The following is a 17,921-nucleotide window of genomic DNA, read 5'->3' as shown; positions in this document are numbered from 1 at the left end:
CGTATTCTGCGGGTGAGAACCCGACGACGGCGGCTCGAATCCGGGCCGCCACACATCGGGGTTTTTCTGCCCGCCCTTCGAGAGTTCAACTGATGGCCGACACGCAATCGACCGCCGGGGGCGGCGACGCACCCGGTGCAGAGTCGGTGGAAACGGAACTCTCGCGCGACATGAGCCTCGCCGATATCACGTTTATCGGCGTCGGCGCGATGATCGGCGCGGGCGTCTTCGCGCTGACCGGATTCGCGGCCGGGCTGGCCGGCCCGGCGCTCACGGTGGCGTTCATACTCAACGGACTGGTGGCGATGTTCACCGCCGTCTCCTACGCCGAACTCGGGGCGGCGTTCCCCGAGGCGGGCGGCGGCTACCTCTGGGTGAAAGAGGCGCTGGTCGACCCCAACGGCTTCTACGCCGGGTGGATGAGCTGGTTCGCCCACGCCGTCGCGTGCGCGCTCTACGCCGTGACGTTCGGCGTCTTCCTCACCGAGTTCTTCGTGGTGTTCGCCGGCCTGCCCGACGGGTTCGCCCTGTTCGGCCTGTTCGACCGCCTGCTCGTGGAGAAACTGCTCGCGGTGGTGATGGTGCTCGCGTTCGCCTACATCAACTACCGCGGGGCCGAGGAGACGGGGAAGGCGGGCGTCGTCGTCACGACCATCAAGATTCTCATCCTCGGCGTCTTCGTGGCCTTCGGCATCCTCGCGACGGTGCGCGAGCCGAACTGGACGGCGACGTTCCTCGACAGTCCGTCGTTCGCGCCCAACGGCCTCGTCGGCGTCATCGGCGCGATGGGCTTTACCTACATCGCCTTCGAGGGCTACGAGATAATCGTCCAGTCGGGCGAGGAGGTCGTCGACCCCGGCACCAACGTCCCGAAGGCGGTGTTCTACTCGATGGCAATCGTGGTCCCCATCTACGTCCTCGTCGCCTTCGCGGCCATCGGCGGTATCGACGTGACCGCCGAGCTCGCGAGTCGCGCGGGACTCACGACCGCCGCGCCGACGTGGCAGGTCCTCGGCAACCTCGGCGAACTCGGCATCATCGAGGCCGCCGGGCAGTTCGTCCCGTACGGCGTCCCGCTCCTCCTGTTCGCCGGGCTCGCGGCGACGATGAGCGCGCTCAACGCGACCATCTACTCCTCCTCGCGGGTGTCGTTCGCCATGGGCCGGGACCGCGTCCTCCCGGGCTTCTTCGGGCGCATCCACGGCGACAAGCGGACGCCCCACTGGGCAATCGGCCTCTCGGCGGTCCTCATCGGTCTCATGGCCGTGTTGCTCCCCATCGAGAGCGTCGCGGCCGCCGCCGACATCATGTTCATCTTCCTGTTCATTCAGGTGAACTGGACCGTCGTCAAGATGCGGGCGACCCACCCCGACCTGCCGCGGACGTACAAGATTCCGTACATGCCGTGGCCCCCGCTCATCGGCATCGTTCTCCAGTTCATCCTGACGCCGTTTTTGCTCCTCGAACTCGGGCTGACGCCGGGGCTCGGCGCGGGGTCAGAGGGCTTCGTCGCGCTCGTGACCACGGCCGTCTGGATGGCGCTCGGACTCGTCGTGTACTACGGCTACTCCGAGGGCAAAGAGGCCGAGAAGCTCGAAGAGGAGACCCCGACCGTCGTGACCGAACGCGCCCCCGAGCGGCGCGAGTCGCAGGTGCTCGTCCCGATTGCCAACCCCGACAACGCGGCGCAGTTGATGCGGACCGCCATCGACGTGGCGCGCGACCGCGACGCCGAGATTCTCGTGATGAGCGCCGTCGAGGTGCCGTCGCAGACGCCGATTTCGGAGGGGCGGCGGTTCGTCGACGAGAAGCGCGAGACCATCGCCGCCGTGATGGAGCTGGCGACCGACGCCGACGTGCCCGTCGGCGGGACGGTCAGGCTGGGCCACGACGCCGGAACGGCCATCCTCAACACCATCGAGGAACACGACAGCGACGTGGTGTTGATGGGCTGGCGCGGCCGGGGTCGCCGCCGCGACTACATCCTCGGGAGCAACGTCGACGAGGTCGTGACCAAGGCCCCCTGCGACGTGCTCGTCGAGCGCATCGGCCCGACCGACGGCGAGGTGGACTCGATTCTCCTGCCGACCGCGGGCGGCCCGCACGCCGAACTCGCCGCGGAGGTGTGCCGCGCCATCGCGCGGACCAACGACGCCACGGTTCACGTGATGAACGTCGTCGCGCCCGACGCCGACGAGAGCGACCGCGAGGACGCCCAGCGCCGGGTGGACTCGACGGCCGCCGCGGTCGGCGACGACGAGGTCAGGGTGACGACCTCGGTCCGCGAGGGCGAGGACGTGGCGGCGACCATCGTCGCCGCGACCGAGGAGTTCGACCTGACGGTCATCGGGGCGACGAGAGAGGGCCTGCTTCAACAGCTCGTCTTCGGCGCGATTCCGGAGACGGTCGGCCGCGACGCCGCGAGCACGGTCATCATGGCGAAGCGCGACCTCGGCGTCATCTCGTGGGTGACGCGGTGGTTCAAGCGCCGCCGCGACGACTATCACATCCGGAACGGCGACGGCGAGTGAGCGGCCTCACTCGCGCCACGGGAGCAGTCGCGCCGAGAGCGCGAACAGCGCGACGGCGAAGCCACAGAGGATAGCGAGGTCGGAGAGCGCGGTCGGGAGCTGGCCGCCGGCGACGGCGGCGCGCACGCCGCGCGCGAAGTAGGTGAGCGGGAGCGCGTCGACCACCGGGCGGAGCGCCGCGGGGAGTCTGGACGCGGGGACGAACGTGTCCGCGAGGAGGACCATCGGGATGCCGACGGCGTTGCTGGCGGCGATGACGCCGTCTTCGGAGTCCGCGAGCGAGCCGATGAGCGAGCCGAGCCCGCAGAACAGGGCGATACCGACGACGAGGAAGGCGACGACCAGCGCGTCGCCGCCGAGCGAGGGGGCCGCGCCGAGGTCGCCGACGGCGGCGAGGACGCCGACGAGCAGGACGCCCGCGAGGCCGATGAGCGCGACGTTCACGGCCGCATGGGCGGAGAGCCACTCCAGACGCGAAAGCGGCGTCGTCGCCAGCTTCTCGAAGCGGCGGGACGCCCGGTTTCGCGCGACGGTGCTTCCGACCCGCGACAGGGGCGTCAACACGACGACGACGCCGAGGTACGCGGGCAGGTAGTACGTGTCCGGGCGGGAGAACAGGCCGCCGGTCGCGCCGGTCTTGACGAGGACGCCGAAGATGAGGACGATGAAGACGGGAAAGAAGAACGTGAAGAAGACGGCCGTCCGCCGCCGGATGAACGCGCGCGTCTCGGCGACGGCCTCCGCGCGGACCCGGCGGGCCGCCTCGGCGAACCCGCGGGTCTGACCGCCGTCGGCCGTCTCTCTCGTCTCGACCGCCGCGGCCGTCTCGTCCGTTCCGCCCGTCTCCGCGGCCGTCATCGCGTCACCTCGGCGTTCCCGGCGAGGCCCGCCGGACCGGCGCTGGCGATGCAGTCGTGGCCGCGCTCGCTGGCGAGGTTGAGGTACACGTCCTCCAGCGTCGGGCGGACGAGACTCACCTCCTCGTAGGCGATGTCGGCCGCGTCGAGGTGGTCGAGCATCGCGGTCAGGTCGTCGGGACCGGCGTCGAAAAAGCGGTACTCGTAGTCGCCGTACCGGCGGCCGTCGAGGGGCGTCGCGTCGAGGTCGAGCGCGCGGGGGCGCTCGGTCCGGACCGCGAGTCGGGTCTCGCCGCCGAAGCGCTGGACGAGGTCCCGGGGCGGGCCGACGCGGACGAGTTCGCCGTCCGTGAGGAGTCCGACGCGGTCGGCGAGGTGCTCGGCTTCGGCCATGTAGTGCGTGGTGAGCACGACGGCGGTCCCGCCGTCGGCCAGCGAGTCGACGAGGTCCCACACGTCGCGGCGGCCCGCGGGGTCGATGCCGGTGGTCGGCTCGTCCAGAAACAGCAGTTCGGGGTCGTTGACGAGCGCCGCGCCGACGCAGACGCGGCGCTGTTGACCCCCCGAGAGGTCGGTGTAGGCCGTCGCCGCGTCCCCGGCGTCGAGACCGACCCGGTCGAGTACCTCGTCGACCGACAGCGGGTCCGGGTAGAGCCCGGCGTAGTAAGAGACGAGTTCGCGGCCCGAGAGTCGCCGGTGGGGCGAGAACTCCTGCGGGAGCACGCTCATCCGCGAGCGGTCGACCGCGGTCGGCGACTCGCCGAACACCCGAACCGAACCCTCGGTCGGGATTCGCGTCCCCGTCAGCAGGCCGAGGAGCGTCGATTTCCCGGCCCCGTTCGGGCCGATGAGACCGAACACCTCGCCCTCGTGAACGTCGAGCGACACGTCCCGAACCGCGACGGTGTCGCCGTACTGCTTCCTCACGGCTGTCGCCGTGACCGCCGGGCGCGTCGACTCGGCGGCCGTGTGTCCAGACATAGCTCGTGTTCGAGTCGATATTGACAACGGCTTAGTCCTTGTCAAATCGGCTGGGACGTGTCGGTGACACAAGTATATCAACCGTCGGGGCGACCGTAGCGTATACAATGCCAAATCGGCGACACCGGCGGACGGCCCCGACGCGCCGCGAGTTACTCTCGGTGACCGACGAGCTAGCGCTCGCGCGGAAGGGAGAACGCATCCTCGAACGCCGACGCGACAGTCTCGTTTTCGTCCTTCTCGACCTGTTAGACCGGTGGACGGAACTGCGCCGCGAGACCGACGAGGCGTTCCGCGACGCGGCTGAGCTCCACGTCTGGGGCGCAGAGCGGGAGGGCGAAATCGCGCTTCGCGCGCTCTCGGAGGCGCGGAGCACTCACACGGAGCTCATCGTCTCCGAGACGAAGCTCGTCGGGCTGACCGTCCCGTTCTTTCTGAGCACGTCGGCGCGGCGGTCGCTCGACGGGCGGGGGTACGGCGTCCTCGGCACGAGCGCGCTCGACGACGAAATCGTCGGGTCCTACGAGTCGGTCGTAGAGGACGTCGTCAGGCTGGCGGAGATGCGGGCGGTCCTCCTACGTCTCCTCGCGGAGATTCGGCGGCTTCGGCTCCGCGTCAACTATCTCTCTCAGCGGCTCATCCCGGAGTTGGAAGTGGAGAAACGACGTATCCGGCGGTACCTCGACGAGCGCGAACAAGAAGAGCGCTTCCGACAGTTCCGGACCAAACAGCGCAACGAGCGACGGCAAGCCGAGCGACGGGAGGCAGAGCGGCAAGAAACAGAACAGCGAGAAGCAGAACGGCAGGAAGCAGAACGGCAGGAAGCAGAACGGCAGGAAGCAGAACGGCAGGAAGCAGAACGGCAGGAAGCAGAACAGCGAGAAGCAGAGCGACAGGAAGCAGAACAGCAGGAAGGCGAGCGGCGGGTGGAGACACAACAGACAGACGACAGCGGCCGGGACTGAGACGAGGTTGCCCGCCAAGCGTAGTCTTATTACCGTCGCGCCACCAGTTTCGTGCAACGAGACAATGTGCAAGGTCGACGTGGCAATCGAACGGCACGGGCTCGCCGCGCCGACCGGCAGGTACGACTCCGTCGACGACTATCTGCTGGCGCGGTGGACCGGGGCCGACGGCGGCGAAAGCGAGGGGTACAAGTCGCTCACGACGTGGTTCAACAAGCGACTGCTCGCGCGCGTCTACGAGCGGAACGGTCGCGACGTGACCGACGTGCGCCTCGACGCGGAGTACGAGGCCCTCGTCGGCGACGACGAACTCGACTACGGGGACGTGGCCGCCGACCTCGCGACGGACGGCATCGACGCCGACGAGCTGACGGGCGCGATGGCGTCGTGGAGCACGATGCGACGCCACCTCAACGACTGTCTCGACGGCGAGAAGCCGACCGTCGAGGCGTCCTCTGACTGGGAGCGAAACAGCGTCGACATCGCGCGCGAGACGGTCAGACAGAAGGCCGAGTCGGCGCTCGCGTCGCTGGGGAAGAAAGGGCGGCTCGCCGGAGCCGGAGACGCCGGCGTCGACGTGCAGGTGAAGGTGTCCTGCGCGGAGTGCCCGACGCGGGTCCCGCTCGAAGACGCGCTCGACCGCGGGTTCGTCTGTCAGGAGCACCACGCCGGTGCCGACGAGATGGCTGAGGAGGCCGTCCGCGAGACCGGCGTCGCGCCCGACGGCGGGGCCGACTCGGGCGGGCGGCTCCGGGCGGTGCTCCCCATCGGCGCGCTCTCCAGCGCCGGCCTCGCGCTCGGCGAGTTCTCCGGGGCGGCGCTCGAACTCGTCGCGGCCGCCGGAATGGCATGAGCTGGCGGCTCGACGTGGAGAACGTCGCCGGGATTCGGCGCGGGAGCGCGACGCTCGAACCCGGGTTGAACGCGGTCCGCGCGAGCAACTGGCAGGGGAAATCGAGCTTCCTCGCCGCGATAGCGACCGCCTTCGGGACGGCGTCGCCGCTGACCGAGGGCGCGGCCGAGGGGCGCGTCTCGCTTTCGACGGACGAAAGCGAGTACACCGTCGAGTTGGCCCGAGACGGACGCCACGTCCGGACGACCGGCGAGCCGTACCTGTCCGACGAGGTCGACCGCGTCTGCGCCGACCTGTTCGCGTTCCTCGGCGAGGAAAACGAGATTCGGTGGGCCGTCCGCGAGGGCGACGACCTCGAACCCCTCCTGACGCGCCCGCTCGACTTCGAGGACATCGACGCGAACATCGCCGCGGCGCGCCGCGAGCGCGACCGCGTGGACGAGGCGCTCTCGGAGGCCGAAGACGCGGCCGAACGCCTGCCGACGCTGGCCGGTCGAGTGTCGGAACTCGAAGCCGAGGTCGAGGAGTTGGAAGCGAAGCGCGCGGCGTCCGCGGACGCCGCCGGCGGCGACGAGACGCGCGAGGCGCTCAGCGACGCCCGCGCGGAGCGCTCCCGCGTCCAGAGCCGCATCGACCGGCTCGAATCGACCGCCGGGCGGGTCCGAGAGCGACTCGAATCGAGCCGCGAGGAACTCGACGGACTCGACGTGGAAGACGACGATGAGCTGGCGCGCGAACTCGACGCGGCGAAGCGGGAGCTCCGCCAGCAGGAACGCGATATCGAACTCCTTCGGGACGTCTACGACGCGAACCGCCGCGTCGTGGCCGAAGACCGGACCGAACTGCTGACCGACGTGACCCACGGCCTCGTCGACGACGACCTCGCGTGTTGGGTCTGCGGTGCCGAGACGGACGCCTCGTCAGTGACGGCGCGGCTCGACGACCTCGCCGAGCGAATCGACCGCCGCACCGAGGCGGCCGAGGCGAGCCGCGAACGCGTCGAGGAACTCACGGAGCGCGTCGAATCGCGCGAGAAGCGACGCCGACGCGAACGGGAGCTTCAGACCGACGTTCGGGAGCTCCGCGAGCGCCGGTCGGACCTCGAACGCCGCCTCGACGACGCGCGCGAACGCGACGACGAACTCGCCGAGCGAATCGACGACCTCCGCGAGCGAATCGAATCGGATGCCGAACAGGTGACCGATATCGAAAGCGACCTGAAGTACGCAAAGGCGCGCCTCGACGACGCGAAGTCGGAACTCGAATCGGCCGAGTCGAAGTCCGAGGAGCTCGAATCACTGCGTTCACAGCGTCAGTCGCTCACCGAAGAGATAACCCGCCTCCGGCGGCGGAAACAAGAGATAAAGAAGGAGACACGAGACGCGTTCGACGACGCGATTCGGGACATCGTCCCGCTGTTCGAGACGGGGTTCGAGAGCGCGCGACTGACGAGCGAGTTCGAACTGGTCGTCGCCCGCGAGGGCCGCGAGGCGTCGCTCGACGCGCTCAGCGAGGGCGAGGTCGAACTCCTCGGACTCGCGACGGCGCTCGCGGGCTACGAGGCGTTCGACGTGGCGGAACGCGTGCCGGTCATGCTCGTGGACCGCCTCGGCGGCATCGCCGACGAGAACCTCGGGCGACTGACCGACTACCTCTCCGGGAGGGCGACGTATCTCGTCACGACGGCGTATCCCGAACACGGCGCCGTCGAGGGACACGACATCGACCCCGCGGACTGGTCGGTCGTCTCGGACTCGACCGCCGCACCGAGTGAGTGAGTGAGTGAGTGAGCGAGTGAGTGAGTGAGTGAGCGAGCGAGCGAGCGGGCGGTCGCTACCGCGCCGTCGTCGCGCGGGAAACTCGGTCGTACACCGCTTCGACGGCCGCTTCGACGGCGGTGGCAATTCTCGAGACGGACGCCTTACTGAGCGTCAGCGGTGGCGCGAGCATCAGGTGGTCGCCCGCGACGCCGTCGACTGACCCGCGGCCCGGGTAGGTGTAGACGCCGCGGTCGAGCGCCGCGTCGTAGACCTGCTCGTACACCTTCAGTTCGGGGTCGAACGGCGCTTTCGATGCTCTGTCAGCGACGAATTCGAGGCCGACCATCGGGCCGACCGCGCGGAAGTCGCCGACCATCGGGTGGTCTCGGAGCGCGTCGAGTTCGGAGGCGAGTTGCGCGCCGCGCGCTCGGCCCCGTTCGAGCACGCCGTCGGTGTACTGCTCGACCACGAAGTTGGCGACGGCCGCCGAAAGCGGGTTTCCGGCGAACGTGTGGCCGTGAGCGAACGACACGTCGTCGCGGGCGAACTCGTCGGCCACGGCGTCGCTCACGAGGACGGCGCTCATCGGCGTGTAGCCGCCGGTGAGTCCCTTTCCGAGTGTCATCATGTCGGGCGTGACGCCGTAGCGTTCCATGGCGAAAAGCGGGCCCGTCCGCCCGAACCCGGTCATCACCTCGTCGGCGATGAACAGCACGTCGTACTCGTCGCAGATGGCGCGAATCTCCTCGTAGTACGCCGGGTGCGGGGCGGCCGCGGGAATGCTCGCGCCGCCGACCGGTTCCGCGACGAACGCGGCGACCGTCTCGGGACCGCGCTGTCGAATCGTCGTCTCCAGTTCGCGGGCGGCCGCTCGGGCCTGTTCTTCGTCGGTCCCGTCGAACGACCAGCGGTACGGGTACGCCGGGGAGATGTGCTCCCAGTCGGTGAGGTACGGTTCGAACCCGCGGCGGCGGAGCGTGTTCCCGGTGGCCGACAGCGCGCCGAACGTCGCCCCGTGGTACGACTGCCACCGCGAGACGACGACCGACTTCTCGGTCTTTCCGCGCGCGCGGAAGTACTCGCGGGCGAGTTTGAACGCTGCCTCGTTCGCCTCACTACCCGAGTTAGTGAAAAACACTTTCTCCAGGTCGCCCGGCGACCGCGACGCGAGCGTCCGCGCCAACTGCTCGGGCGCGTCGTGCGAGAAGTGCGAGAGACTGAGATACGAAACGTCGGCGGACTGCGATTCGAATATCTGCTCGATGCCCGGAACCGAGTGGCCGAGGTTGGTGACCGCCGCACCCGCCGCCGCGTCGACGAGTTCCTCCCCCGACTCGGTCACGAGAAACTCGTCGGTGGCGTGGTCGACTCGCGGAAGGTCTGGCTCGACACCACCTCCCCACTTGTAGAAGATGTGGTTCTGCTGTTGTGCCATCTATCACGATGGACTGCACCCTATAATGAAATAAGTCTTACTGAGAGCAAATTAGTTTGTAGAAATTCTAAATTGGATAGTTTCGTTTGAAACCGAGAAGAGTGCGACCGCTGTCGGGGACCGTGCAGACAAAAGAGGATGCGGGGCCGTTCCGCGGTCGGCTCAGAGCGTCGGGTCCTGCTCGATGGGGACGTGGACCGTCTTCTCCTGCGTGTAGCTCGTGAGGGTGTCTCGGGCGCACTCGCGGCCCATCCCGGAGCGCTTGAAGCCGCCGAACGGGCTTCCGGTGACGGTTCGGCCGTAGTACTTGTTCACCCAGATGCTCCCGGCGTCGATGTCCGCGGCCGCGCGGTGCGCCAGCGACCCGTTTTCGGTGGCGACGCCGGCCGCGAGTCCGAACGGCACGTCGTTCGCCAGTTCGATGGCCTCCTCGTAGGTGCTGAACGTGACGACCGTCTCGACGGGGCCGAATATCTCCTCTTGGGCGATTCGCATGTCGTTTTCCGCGTCGACGAACACCGCGGGTTCGACGAACCAGCCGCCGTCGAGGCCCTCGCCTTCGACCGAGCCGCCGCCGGTGGCGAGCGTCGCGCCCTCTTCGACCCCGAGTTTGAGATAGGAGTTCACCTTGTCGTACTGCGCCCGCGAGACGAGCGGCCCGAAGGTGGTGTCTTCGGCCAGCGGGTCGCCGATGGTGTGCGACTCGACTTCCTCGACCAGTCGCTCGACGAACTCGTCGCGCACGTCCTCGTGGACGATAGCGCGCGAACAGGCGTCGCAGGACTGGCCGGTGTTGTAGGTGATGCTCCCGGCGACGGTCTCTGCGGCCTGTTCGACGTCGGCGTCGGGGAAGACGACGAACGGGGACTTACCGCCGAGTTCCAGCGTCACCGGCGTGATGTTCTCCGCCGCCGCCGACATGACGGCCTCGCCGGTCACGTCCTCGCCCGTAAAGGAGACCTTCCGAACGTCGGGGTGGCCCGTGACGGACGCGCCCGCCTCGTCGCCGAAGCCGGGGACGACGTTGAAGACGCCGTCGGGGAGGATGCCCTCGGAGAGTTCGGCGATGCGAAGCGCCGTGAGCGGGCTCTGTTCGGCGGGCTTGAGCACGACGGCGTTGCCCGCGGCGAGCGCGGGGCCGATTTTCCACGAGGTGAGGACGAGCGGGTAGTTCCACGGCGTGACACAGCCGACGACGCCGTACGGCTCGCGGCGCGTGTAGATGTGGGCGTCGTTCGCGGCCGCGATTTGCTTTCCGCCCTCGGCCCGGCAGATGTTCGCGTAGTACTCGATGAAGTCGAGACCCTTCGTCACCTCGCCCTCGGCGTACGCGAGGGGCTTGCCCGTGTCGAGGCTCTCCAAGAGCGCGAGTTCGTCGAGGTGGTCGCGGAGGACCGAGACCCACTCCTGAAGCGTTCGGGAGCGCTCTTCGGGCGTCGTCTGTCCCCACTCGCCGTCGCAGGCGTCCCACGCGGCCTCGACGGCGGCGTCAACGTCCGCCTCGTCGCACCGGGGGACCGAGAGGATGGGGTCGTCCACGACCGGGTCGCGGGTGTCGAACGTCTCGCCGCTCGCGGCCGCCCGCGAACCGCCGTCTATCCACGCCTCGAACGCGCCGAGCGCCCGAGCGTCCTCCCTCGCCTGTCGGTGGTTCTCCTGCACCGAGTCGTTGTAGTGTTCTAACTGCATGCTGACTGTCCTCGTCTACCACGCACAACAAATCGGCCATTAATAAATCTAACTGGAGGCAAATTCCGTTCTCGAATTAGGAATTATTCCAACTCGACGAGCGGTCGATAGGAGGGGTACACGCGACACGAGCGCGCCGCGCCTCCCGGACCGCGGCTCCGACCTCCGAACCGTGGCTCCGACCTCCCGAACCGAAGCTCCTCGGCTCCGACCTCCGAACCGCGGAATGCCAAACGCGGTCGGACGGGCGGGCGGGCGACGGCTCAGTCGTCGGCGGGGCCGAACTTGAACCCGTATCTGACGACGCCTTCCTCCTCGTAGATGCGGCGGATTCGGCCCGAGACCGGCATCCCGATTTCGACCGTCTCGGGGTCGATATCGGTCAGTTGCGCGGTGATTCGCGGCCCCTCGTCGAGTTCGACGATGGCGGCCACGTACCGGCCCTCCGCGCGGGCCTGTCCGGCGAACTCCGGCGGCGCGCCGCCCGGCGAGAGCACCGTGTGGGAGTAGACGGTTCCCGTTCCCGAGAGGTCGACCGTCTCGAACTCGTCGTTCCGGCAGTCGGGACACGCGCCCTTCGGCGGGAACGCGACGGTTCCGCAGTCGGTACAGCGTTCGCCCTCGAAGGCGAGTCGCTGGCCGACCGTCCGCTCGTACATCGGTATCGAGATGTGCGCCCCCATCAGCGGCTCACCTCCCGGAGTCGCGCGAACTCGCCGTACTCCAACGCCGTCGTCGCGTCGAGCGCGTCGTCGACGCCCGCGTCCGAGTCCGGTGCCTCGATTGCCGGCGTGGTTTCGAGGACGAACGCGCTCGCCCCGTGGCCGTAGCCGTAGCCGGCGACGAGGACGTGCGCGCCCGCCTCGGCCGCGTCGAGCGCGGCCGCGAGACCGACGAGCGGCGACGCGGCGGCCGCGAACCCCATGCGATTGACGACGAACCCGGCGCTCATCTGGTCGGCGTCGAAGCCGAGTCGGCCGCCGCCGCGCCACGACATCTTCACGTCGTCCTGCGGGAACACCGCGTGGTCGATGTCGTCGGTCGAAAGCCCCGCGTCCGCGAGGGCGTCGTCGACGACGGCGGACAGCGCCTCGACGAACCCCTCGGTCGTGTAGCCGCCGAGCGAGAGGTCGGTGAGGTCCGCGCCGTCCCGGAACTTCGCCGGGAGGTAGGCGTCGACGTAGTGGGCGCTTCCCGCGACCGTCGCCAGCGGGTCGTCGTCGCCGACGGCGAACGCCGCGGCCCCGGCCCCGAGGATGTGTTCGGTGTCTTCGTCAGACGGTGCCTCGGGCGTATCGGACGCGACGACCAGTCCCGAGCCGAACGACAGCGCCGCGTCGAGCGCTTCGAGTCCGGCCTTCCACGAACTGCCGAACTCCAGCGTCCGACACGGCCCGTCGAGACCGACAGACCGGGAGAGCGGCCCGCTGAGGAGCGTTCCGGCCTGCGGGTGCGTCGTCGTGGCGACGGCGAGCGTCTCCGCGTCGGCCGCGTCGACTTCCCGCGCGGCCGCCGTCGCCAGCGTCATCGCGTCCTCGTCGTACGCCGGGACGGTCTTCCGGTCGATGCGGGCCGCGAAGCGACCCCAGACCTCCTCGTAGACCTCGGCGGTGACGTGATACGTCGGCAGTGAGACGCCGTAGTCGGTGAGGCCGACGCTCATGCGTCCACCTCGTAGATGAAGACGGTCGCCGCGCCGCCGGAGCCGCCGACGTTGTGCGAGAGCGCGACGTCGCCGTCGACCTGCCTGTCGCCCGCGTCGCCGCGGAGCTGGTCGAACACCTCGACGACCTGCCCGATGCCGGTCGCACCCAGCGGGTGGCCCTTCGCCTTCAGCCCGCCGCTCGTGTTGACCGGGAGGTCGCCGTCGCGTCGGGTTCGGCCCTCCGCGATGAGTCGCCAGCCCTCGCCGCGGTCGGCAAAGCCGAGGTCCTCGTACGCCAGCAGTTCGGCGATGGTAAAGCAGTCGTGGACCTCCGCGAAGTCCACGTCCTCCGGCGTCTTGTCGGCGCGGTCGTACGCCGCCTCTGCGGCCTCGCGGACCGCCGACAGCGACGTAATCGTCTCGCGGTCGTGGAGCGCGAGGTGGTCGCTTCCGCCGCCGAAGCCGGTGACGTACACCGGGTCGTCGGTGTACTCGCGGGCCTCGTCCGCCGGCACGACGAGCGCGCAGGCCGCCCCGTCGGTCGTCGGACAGGCGTCGTAGAGGTTCAGCGGGGCGGCGATTTCCGGCGCGCCGGTCGCCCTCTCCAGCGAGACTTCCCGCTGGAACTGGGCTTTGGGGTTGACCGCGCCGTTCTCGTGGTTCTTCACCGCCACCCGCGAGAGGTGTTCGCGTTCGGCGTCCGTCTCGTGGAGGTATCGCCGGGCGGCGATGGCGTAGACCCCCGCGAACGTCATGCCCGCGAGACGCTCGTACTCGGTGTCGCCGCTGACGCCGAGCCAGTACTTCGAGCGGTCGCCGCTGAGGTCGAGCATCTTCTCGACGCCCGCCGCGAGGACGGCGTCGCTCGCGCCCGACCCGACCGCGTGGACCGCGTCGAGGAGGGCGAACCCGCCCGACGCGCAGGCGTTTTCGACCCGCTGGACCGGGAGTCCGGTCAGCCCGAGGTGCGACGTGAGCGACGCCCCGGTGATGCCGAGTTGGGAGCCGCCGACGCCGAGACTGCCGACGTAGGCCGCGTCGAGGGCGGTCGCGTCGAAACCCCGGTCGACCGAGTCGGCCATCGCGCCGAACGCCGACGCGAACAGCTCTTTGATGCCCGCCTCGGGGTGGTCGCCGTAGGGCGTCTGTCCCGCGCCGACGATGGCCACGTCGCGCACTAGTCGCCACCTCCGGTGTAGACGCCGTCGGGGTCGAGTTCCTCCCGGATGAGTCGAATCTCGTCGGCGTCGGGCGTCGGCGTCGCGGTCACGTCGTCGGCGAAGCGAATCTCCCACCCCGTCGCCGCCTGCACCTCCTCGCGGGTGACGCCGGGATGGAGCGTCTCGACGTACAGCTCGCCGTCGTCGTCGAACTTCATGACCGCCTTGTCGGTGATGACCGCCTCCGGGCCGCCACGGAGGCCGAGGTCCTCGCGGGACTCCTCGCCGTCGAGGTAGCCCGGCGAGGTGACGAAATCGACCGATTCGGGGAACCGCCGCTTCTGGTGCGGGGCGATGATGAGCGTCCGGTGGGCGTTACTGGAGATTTCGCACGCCCCGCCGCTCCCGGGAAGCCGCACCGTCGGGTCGCCGTAGTCGCCGATGGCCGTCGAGTTGATGTTCCCGCGCTTGTCGATTTGCGCGCCGCCGAGGAAGCCCACGTCGACGCGGCCGCCCTGCAGGTAGCGGCTGAAGCCCTCGTACATCGGGACGATGCTTCGCGCGCCCGTCGCCAACACCGGGTCGCCGATGGAAAGCGGGAGCGCGTCGGGGTTCGAATCGACCGTGCCGGACTCGTAAATCATCTGGAGGTCCGGCGCGTGCGTCCGCTTCGCGAGGTTGCACGCGAGGTTCGGCACGCCCACCCCGACGAGCACGGTGTCGTCGTTCCGCAGTTCCTGTGCCGCGCGGGTTATCATCAGCTCCGTGTCGGTGTAGTCCACAGACTCGTCCGAGTCGGTCGCGTCGCCTCGGCTCATGCGTACCGCCCCATGTCGATTGGTTCGGCGTAGTCGTGGGTCGGTTCGAGGTCGAGGAGCCGGTCGACGCCGAGTTTCTCGACGTACTCCCGGCGGGTGTCGACGCCGTAGACCCACTCGTCGAGCCATTCGAGGGTGGACTCGTGGCTCTCCGACACCTCGTTCCAGTCGAGGTAGGCGTCGTTGTCGCGGCCGTAGTAGCCCTGCGTGTACGACGGGTGCGAGCCGTACGGCTCTTCGACGACGTAGTCGACGACCGTGCCGGGAATCTCGGTCCGGTTCGGGTCGCTTCGGAGCGCCTCGGTGTCGACGAGTTCCTCCACGGCGAGGACGACGGTGTCGGCGGCGAACGCCGCGTCCGTCACGTCGCCGGAGATACCCCAGATGTGGGCGTCGCCCTCGGGACTGGCGCGTTGCGCCCGAACGATAGAGACGTCCGGTTTGAGCGGCGGGACGACGCACACCGACTCGTCGGGGTCGAACGGGTTCTCGACGGTTCGGATGTGGTCGTTGTGCTCGGGGAGCCCGGAGCCGACGAGGCTCCGAAGCGGCGCGAACGGCATGTCTCTCGCGCCCGCGAACAGCCGCGAGACGAGGCCGAAATGCGAGTACTCGTCGATGGCAATCTCGTTGGGGACGCCGTCTTCGACGGCCCGGCGGAACGCCCGGAGGCTCCCGACGCCGGGGTTTCCGGCCCACGAGAACGTGACCGACGACGCACAGCCCGCGGCGATTAGCTGGTCGAAGACGAGGTCCGGCGTCGCGCGGACGAGATGCAGGTCCTCGTACCCCTGCCTGATTATCTCGTGGCCCGCGGCGAAGGGGATGAGGTGCGTGAACCCGCCGAGGTAGACGGTGTCGCCCTCGTCTACGGCCCCCGAGATGGCGTTCGTCATGTCTGTTACCTTCGTCATCGACCCCACGGTTCGTAGTAATCCTATTTTTATCTTCCTCTGACGATACTCGTTACAAATCTGAATTAGATAATTTGTAGTAGATTGAATTTGGGAGGCGTCCGGAGAACTGAGAGCGACAACGTCAGAAACACACGCGTCGCTCCGGGGGCACGCTCGGACACCGGCTCGGAAAAAAGTCGAAGCGAGTTAGGACCGGAGCGCTTCGAGGTCCTCGTCCTCGTAGTTGACGAGCAGGCGAGGCTCGTCTTTGAACGTCTTGAGGACGATGTGCGTCGCCGAGTGCGAGACGCCCTCGGTGTGGATGATGTCGTCGACGAACTTCTGGAGGTGGTCGTGGTCCCGCAGGTGCGCGATGAGGATGAACGACTTCTCGCCGAGCATGAAGTAGGCGGTCTGGACGCCGGAGAGGTTAGAGAGGCGTTCGCCGATTTCGTCGTAGCCGGGCCCGTACTCGCTTTTGATTTCGCTGATGGCGGTGAGGTTCAGCCCGAGTTTCTTCTGGTCTAACTGCGGGACTTTCCCGTCGATGATGCCCTGCTCGCGGTACTTCTCCATCCGATAGTACACCGTCGAGGGACTGATGCCGAGCTTTTCGCTCAGTTCGTCGACGTCCACGTCGCCTTCTCTGTCGAGCCACCGGAGAATTTCGAAGTCTTTCTCGTCGAGGTTGACATCGGCCATGGTTGTAAATATACGAATCGAGTATATAAATACTTTACAAAATGTGTGAATTTTCTGGACCATCTGCCGGAATTGCTCGTCAGCGACGACGGGTATGGGACTAGTTAACAGTACTACCCGGACACACTCGGCGACGCCTGCACCGACGAGCACGTCGAAGACGCGCCAGCCCGCGGCGTGTCGCGAACCCAAGTGTACTTCTCTAAGCAATTTCAAATCCACTATATTCAAACTAGTCCAATAATTTCCCCAGAATTTAATATAGGTCACAACTGTGTCCGTGTCATGAGCAAGCAAGACAACCGTTCGGTCGACGGGCCGAACATCGTGACGGAGCTTCCCGGACCCAACGCGAGAGCCCTCGTCGAGGCGGACGGCGACGTTATCTCGCCCAGTTCGCCGCGTGCCTATCCGCTCGCCGTGGAGAGCGCACAGGGGCTGACCGTGACCGACGTCGACGGCAACACGTTCTGGGACTTCGCGAGCGGCATCGCCGTGACGAACGTCGGCCACCGGCATCCGAAGGTCGCCGAGGCGGCGAAAGACCAGCTCGACTCGCTCATCCACCCCGCGTTCTGCGACTACTACTCGCCGGAGCCGACGCGCCTCGCCGAGCGCCTCGAAGCCATCGCGCCCGGCGACTCCCCGAAGAAGGTGTTCTTCGGGAACAGCGGGGCCGAGGCGGTCGAAGCGGGCATGAAACTGGCCCGTCACCACACGGGTCGTCACCGGTTCATCGCGTTCGAGGGCGCGTTCCACGGGCGGACGATGGGCGCGCTCTCGCTCACCGCGAGCAAGACCAAGTACAAACGCGGGTTCGGTCCCCTCGTGCCCGGCGTCGACCACATCCCGTTCCCGAAGCCCTCGAAGTACGGCGGCGACGAGGCGGCGATGCGGGCGACGTTCGACGCGCTCGAAGACCTGCTTCGGACCCGGGTGCCGGTGGACGAAATCGCCGGCATCGTCGTCGAACCGGTGCAGGGCGAAGGCGGCTACGTCGTCCCGCCGGAAGGCTTCCACGAGCGCCTCCGCGAATTCGCCGACGACCACGGCATCCTCCTCATCGCCGACGAGGTGCAGGCCGGCTTCGGGCGGACGGGCGAGTGGTTCGGCATGGACAACTGGGGCGTCGAACCCGACATCACGCTGATGGGCAAGGGCATCGCCAACGGCCTGCCGATGTCGGCGATGGTCGCCAAAGAGGACGTCATGACGTGGGGCGCGGGAACGCACGCGAGCACCTACCACGGCAACCCGGTCGTCGCCGCCGCCTCGAACGCGGTCATCGACGTCATCGAAGAGGAGAACCTCCTCGAAAACTCGACCGAGGTCGGAGCGCACCTCCAGCGCGAACTCCGGGCGCTCGCCGAGGAGTACCCGCACATCGACGACGTTCGGGGGCTCGGGCTGATGATTGGCGCTGAGTTCGTCGACCCCGAGACGGGCGACCCCGACGGCGACCTCTCGGAGGCGGTCATGCACACCGCGTGGGAACACGGCCTGATGATTCTCCCCTGCGGCGAGAGCACTGTCCGGTTCGCGCCGCCGCTCACCATCACGAAGGCGCAGGCGACGACCGGCGTCGAGCTCTTCGGCGACGCGCTCGCGGACGCGCTGGAGTAGCCGTCC

The 17,921-nt window shown here is 68.2% G+C and carries 15 protein-coding genes; 5 read left to right on the top strand and 10 right to left on the bottom strand.

What is annotated here, in order from left to right; all coding sequences use genetic code 11:
* The first annotated feature begins 92 nt into the window (after positions 1-92).
* Entirely contained in the window at positions 93-2,531 is a 2,439-nt protein-coding gene (locus C438_RS13550) for an amino acid permease (RefSeq protein WP_004970039.1), read from the top strand.
* A gap of 6 nt (positions 2,532-2,537) precedes the next feature.
* Here C438_RS13550 and C438_RS13545 read toward each other — a convergent pair whose 3' ends face one another.
* Both C438_RS13545 and C438_RS13540 read right to left on the bottom strand, forming a co-directional pair.
* The gene (locus C438_RS13545; protein ID WP_004970038.1) at positions 2,538-3,389 is read right to left on the bottom strand and encodes an ABC transporter permease; all 852 of its coding nucleotides are present in this window, start codon (positions 3,387-3,389) and stop codon (positions 2,538-2,540) included.
* Positions 3,386-4,369: an ABC transporter ATP-binding protein gene (locus C438_RS13540; RefSeq protein WP_004970037.1), complete on the bottom strand. Its 984-nt coding sequence runs from the start codon at positions 4,367-4,369 to the stop codon at positions 3,386-3,388. The genes C438_RS13545 and C438_RS13540 overlap by 4 nt, the downstream gene beginning before the upstream one ends.
* 107 nt (positions 4,370-4,476) lie before the next feature.
* On the opposite strand from C438_RS13540, the gene C438_RS13535 reads away from it, so the two are divergent.
* The 3 genes from C438_RS13535 (at position 4,477) to C438_RS13525 (ending at position 7,965) form a co-directional block, all read left to right on the top strand.
* Positions 4,477-5,334, top strand: coding sequence for a V-type ATP synthase subunit D (locus tag C438_RS13535; protein WP_004970036.1), 858 nt, complete (start codon positions 4,477-4,479; stop codon positions 5,332-5,334).
* A gap of 79 nt (positions 5,335-5,413) precedes the next feature.
* The gene (rdfA, locus tag C438_RS13530) at positions 5,414-6,187 is read left to right on the top strand and encodes a rod-determining factor RdfA (RefSeq protein ID WP_239640683.1); all 774 of its coding nucleotides are present in this window, start codon (positions 5,414-5,416) and stop codon (positions 6,185-6,187) included.
* Positions 6,184-7,965 (top strand): archaea-specific SMC-related protein, encoded by a 1,782-nt coding sequence (locus C438_RS13525; RefSeq protein ID WP_004970034.1) that lies wholly within the window; start codon positions 6,184-6,186, stop codon positions 7,963-7,965. The genes rdfA and C438_RS13525 overlap by 4 nt, the downstream gene beginning before the upstream one ends.
* 55 nt (positions 7,966-8,020) lie before the next feature.
* On the opposite strand, the gene C438_RS13520 is transcribed toward C438_RS13525, so the two are convergent.
* From C438_RS13520 to C438_RS13485, 8 genes are all read right to left on the bottom strand, one after another.
* Positions 8,021-9,382, bottom strand: a complete 1,362-nt coding sequence (locus C438_RS13520; RefSeq protein WP_004970033.1) for an aminotransferase family protein — start codon at positions 9,380-9,382, stop codon at positions 8,021-8,023.
* A 162-nt stretch (positions 9,383-9,544) separates the two neighbouring features.
* A complete protein-coding gene (locus tag C438_RS13515) occupies positions 9,545-11,071 on the bottom strand; it encodes an aldehyde dehydrogenase family protein (RefSeq protein WP_004970032.1) in 1,527 nt (508 codons plus the stop codon).
* Between the two features lie 263 nt (positions 11,072-11,334).
* Positions 11,335-11,754 carry a Zn-ribbon domain-containing OB-fold protein gene (locus C438_RS13510; protein WP_004970031.1) on the bottom strand — a complete coding sequence of 140 codons (420 nt, stop codon included), beginning with the start codon at positions 11,752-11,754 and terminating at the stop codon, positions 11,335-11,337.
* Positions 11,754-12,734, bottom strand: a complete 981-nt coding sequence (locus tag C438_RS13505) for a 3-oxoacyl-[acyl-carrier-protein] synthase III C-terminal domain-containing protein (RefSeq protein WP_004970030.1) — start codon at positions 12,732-12,734, stop codon at positions 11,754-11,756. The genes C438_RS13510 and C438_RS13505 overlap by 1 nt, the downstream gene beginning before the upstream one ends.
* The gene (locus tag C438_RS13500; protein WP_004970029.1) at positions 12,731-13,894 is read right to left on the bottom strand and encodes a thiolase domain-containing protein; all 1,164 of its coding nucleotides are present in this window, start codon (positions 13,892-13,894) and stop codon (positions 12,731-12,733) included. The genes C438_RS13505 and C438_RS13500 overlap by 4 nt, the downstream gene beginning before the upstream one ends.
* The gene (locus C438_RS13495) at positions 13,894-14,694 is read right to left on the bottom strand and encodes a CoA-transferase subunit beta (RefSeq protein ID WP_004970028.1); all 801 of its coding nucleotides are present in this window, start codon (positions 14,692-14,694) and stop codon (positions 13,894-13,896) included. Before C438_RS13495 ends, C438_RS13500 begins: the two co-directional genes overlap by 1 nt.
* Positions 14,691-15,608, bottom strand: a complete 918-nt coding sequence (locus C438_RS13490) for a CoA transferase subunit A (RefSeq protein ID WP_152421777.1) — start codon at positions 15,606-15,608, stop codon at positions 14,691-14,693. The genes C438_RS13495 and C438_RS13490 overlap by 4 nt, the downstream gene beginning before the upstream one ends.
* A 189-nt stretch (positions 15,609-15,797) precedes the next feature.
* A complete protein-coding gene (locus C438_RS13485; protein WP_004970026.1) occupies positions 15,798-16,292 on the bottom strand; it encodes an Lrp/AsnC family transcriptional regulator in 495 nt (164 codons plus the stop codon).
* A gap of 285 nt (positions 16,293-16,577) precedes the next feature.
* Between C438_RS13485 and C438_RS13480 the strand changes: the two genes are divergently transcribed.
* Complete coding sequence (locus tag C438_RS13480; RefSeq protein WP_004970025.1) at positions 16,578-17,915, top strand: acetyl ornithine aminotransferase family protein; 1,338 nt, start codon at positions 16,578-16,580, stop codon at positions 17,913-17,915.
* The last annotated feature ends 6 nt before the right edge of the window (positions 17,916-17,921 follow it).

Origin of the sequence: Haloferax denitrificans ATCC 35960 (genome assembly GCF_000337795.1) — an archaeon.
Lineage (GTDB): Archaea > Halobacteriota > Halobacteria > Halobacteriales > Haloferacaceae > Haloferax > Haloferax denitrificans.
Note: the sequence above shows the minus strand (reverse complement) of the source record. Positions and strands in the feature narration are given on the sequence as shown.

Excerpts from the sequence above, each read along its gene's own strand:
- C438_RS13550 (WP_004970039.1), top strand. The coding sequence starts at position 93 with ATGGCCGACACGCAATCGACCGCCGGGGGCGGCGACGCACCCGGTGCA.
- C438_RS13545 (WP_004970038.1), bottom strand. The coding sequence starts at position 3,389 with ATGACGGCCGCGGAGACGGGCGGAACGGACGAGACGGCCGCGGCGGTC.
- C438_RS13540 (WP_004970037.1), bottom strand. The coding sequence starts at position 4,369 with ATGTCTGGACACACGGCCGCCGAGTCGACGCGCCCGGCGGTCACGGCG.
- C438_RS13535 (WP_004970036.1), top strand. The coding sequence starts at position 4,477 with ATGCCAAATCGGCGACACCGGCGGACGGCCCCGACGCGCCGCGAGTTA.
- C438_RS13525 (WP_004970034.1), top strand. The coding sequence starts at position 6,184 with ATGAGCTGGCGGCTCGACGTGGAGAACGTCGCCGGGATTCGGCGCGGG.
- C438_RS13520 (WP_004970033.1), bottom strand. The coding sequence starts at position 9,382 with ATGGCACAACAGCAGAACCACATCTTCTACAAGTGGGGAGGTGGTGTC.
- C438_RS13515 (WP_004970032.1), bottom strand. The coding sequence starts at position 11,071 with ATGCAGTTAGAACACTACAACGACTCGGTGCAGGAGAACCACCGACAG.
- C438_RS13510 (WP_004970031.1), bottom strand. The coding sequence starts at position 11,754 with ATGGGGGCGCACATCTCGATACCGATGTACGAGCGGACGGTCGGCCAG.
- C438_RS13505 (WP_004970030.1), bottom strand. The coding sequence starts at position 12,734 with ATGAGCGTCGGCCTCACCGACTACGGCGTCTCACTGCCGACGTATCAC.
- C438_RS13495 (WP_004970028.1), bottom strand. The coding sequence starts at position 14,694 with ATGAGCCGAGGCGACGCGACCGACTCGGACGAGTCTGTGGACTACACC.
- C438_RS13490 (WP_152421777.1), bottom strand. The coding sequence starts at position 15,608 with ATGACGAAGGTAACAGACATGACGAACGCCATCTCGGGGGCCGTAGAC.
- C438_RS13485 (WP_004970026.1), bottom strand. The coding sequence starts at position 16,292 with ATGGCCGATGTCAACCTCGACGAGAAAGACTTCGAAATTCTCCGGTGG.
- C438_RS13480 (WP_004970025.1), top strand. The coding sequence starts at position 16,578 with ATGAGCAAGCAAGACAACCGTTCGGTCGACGGGCCGAACATCGTGACG.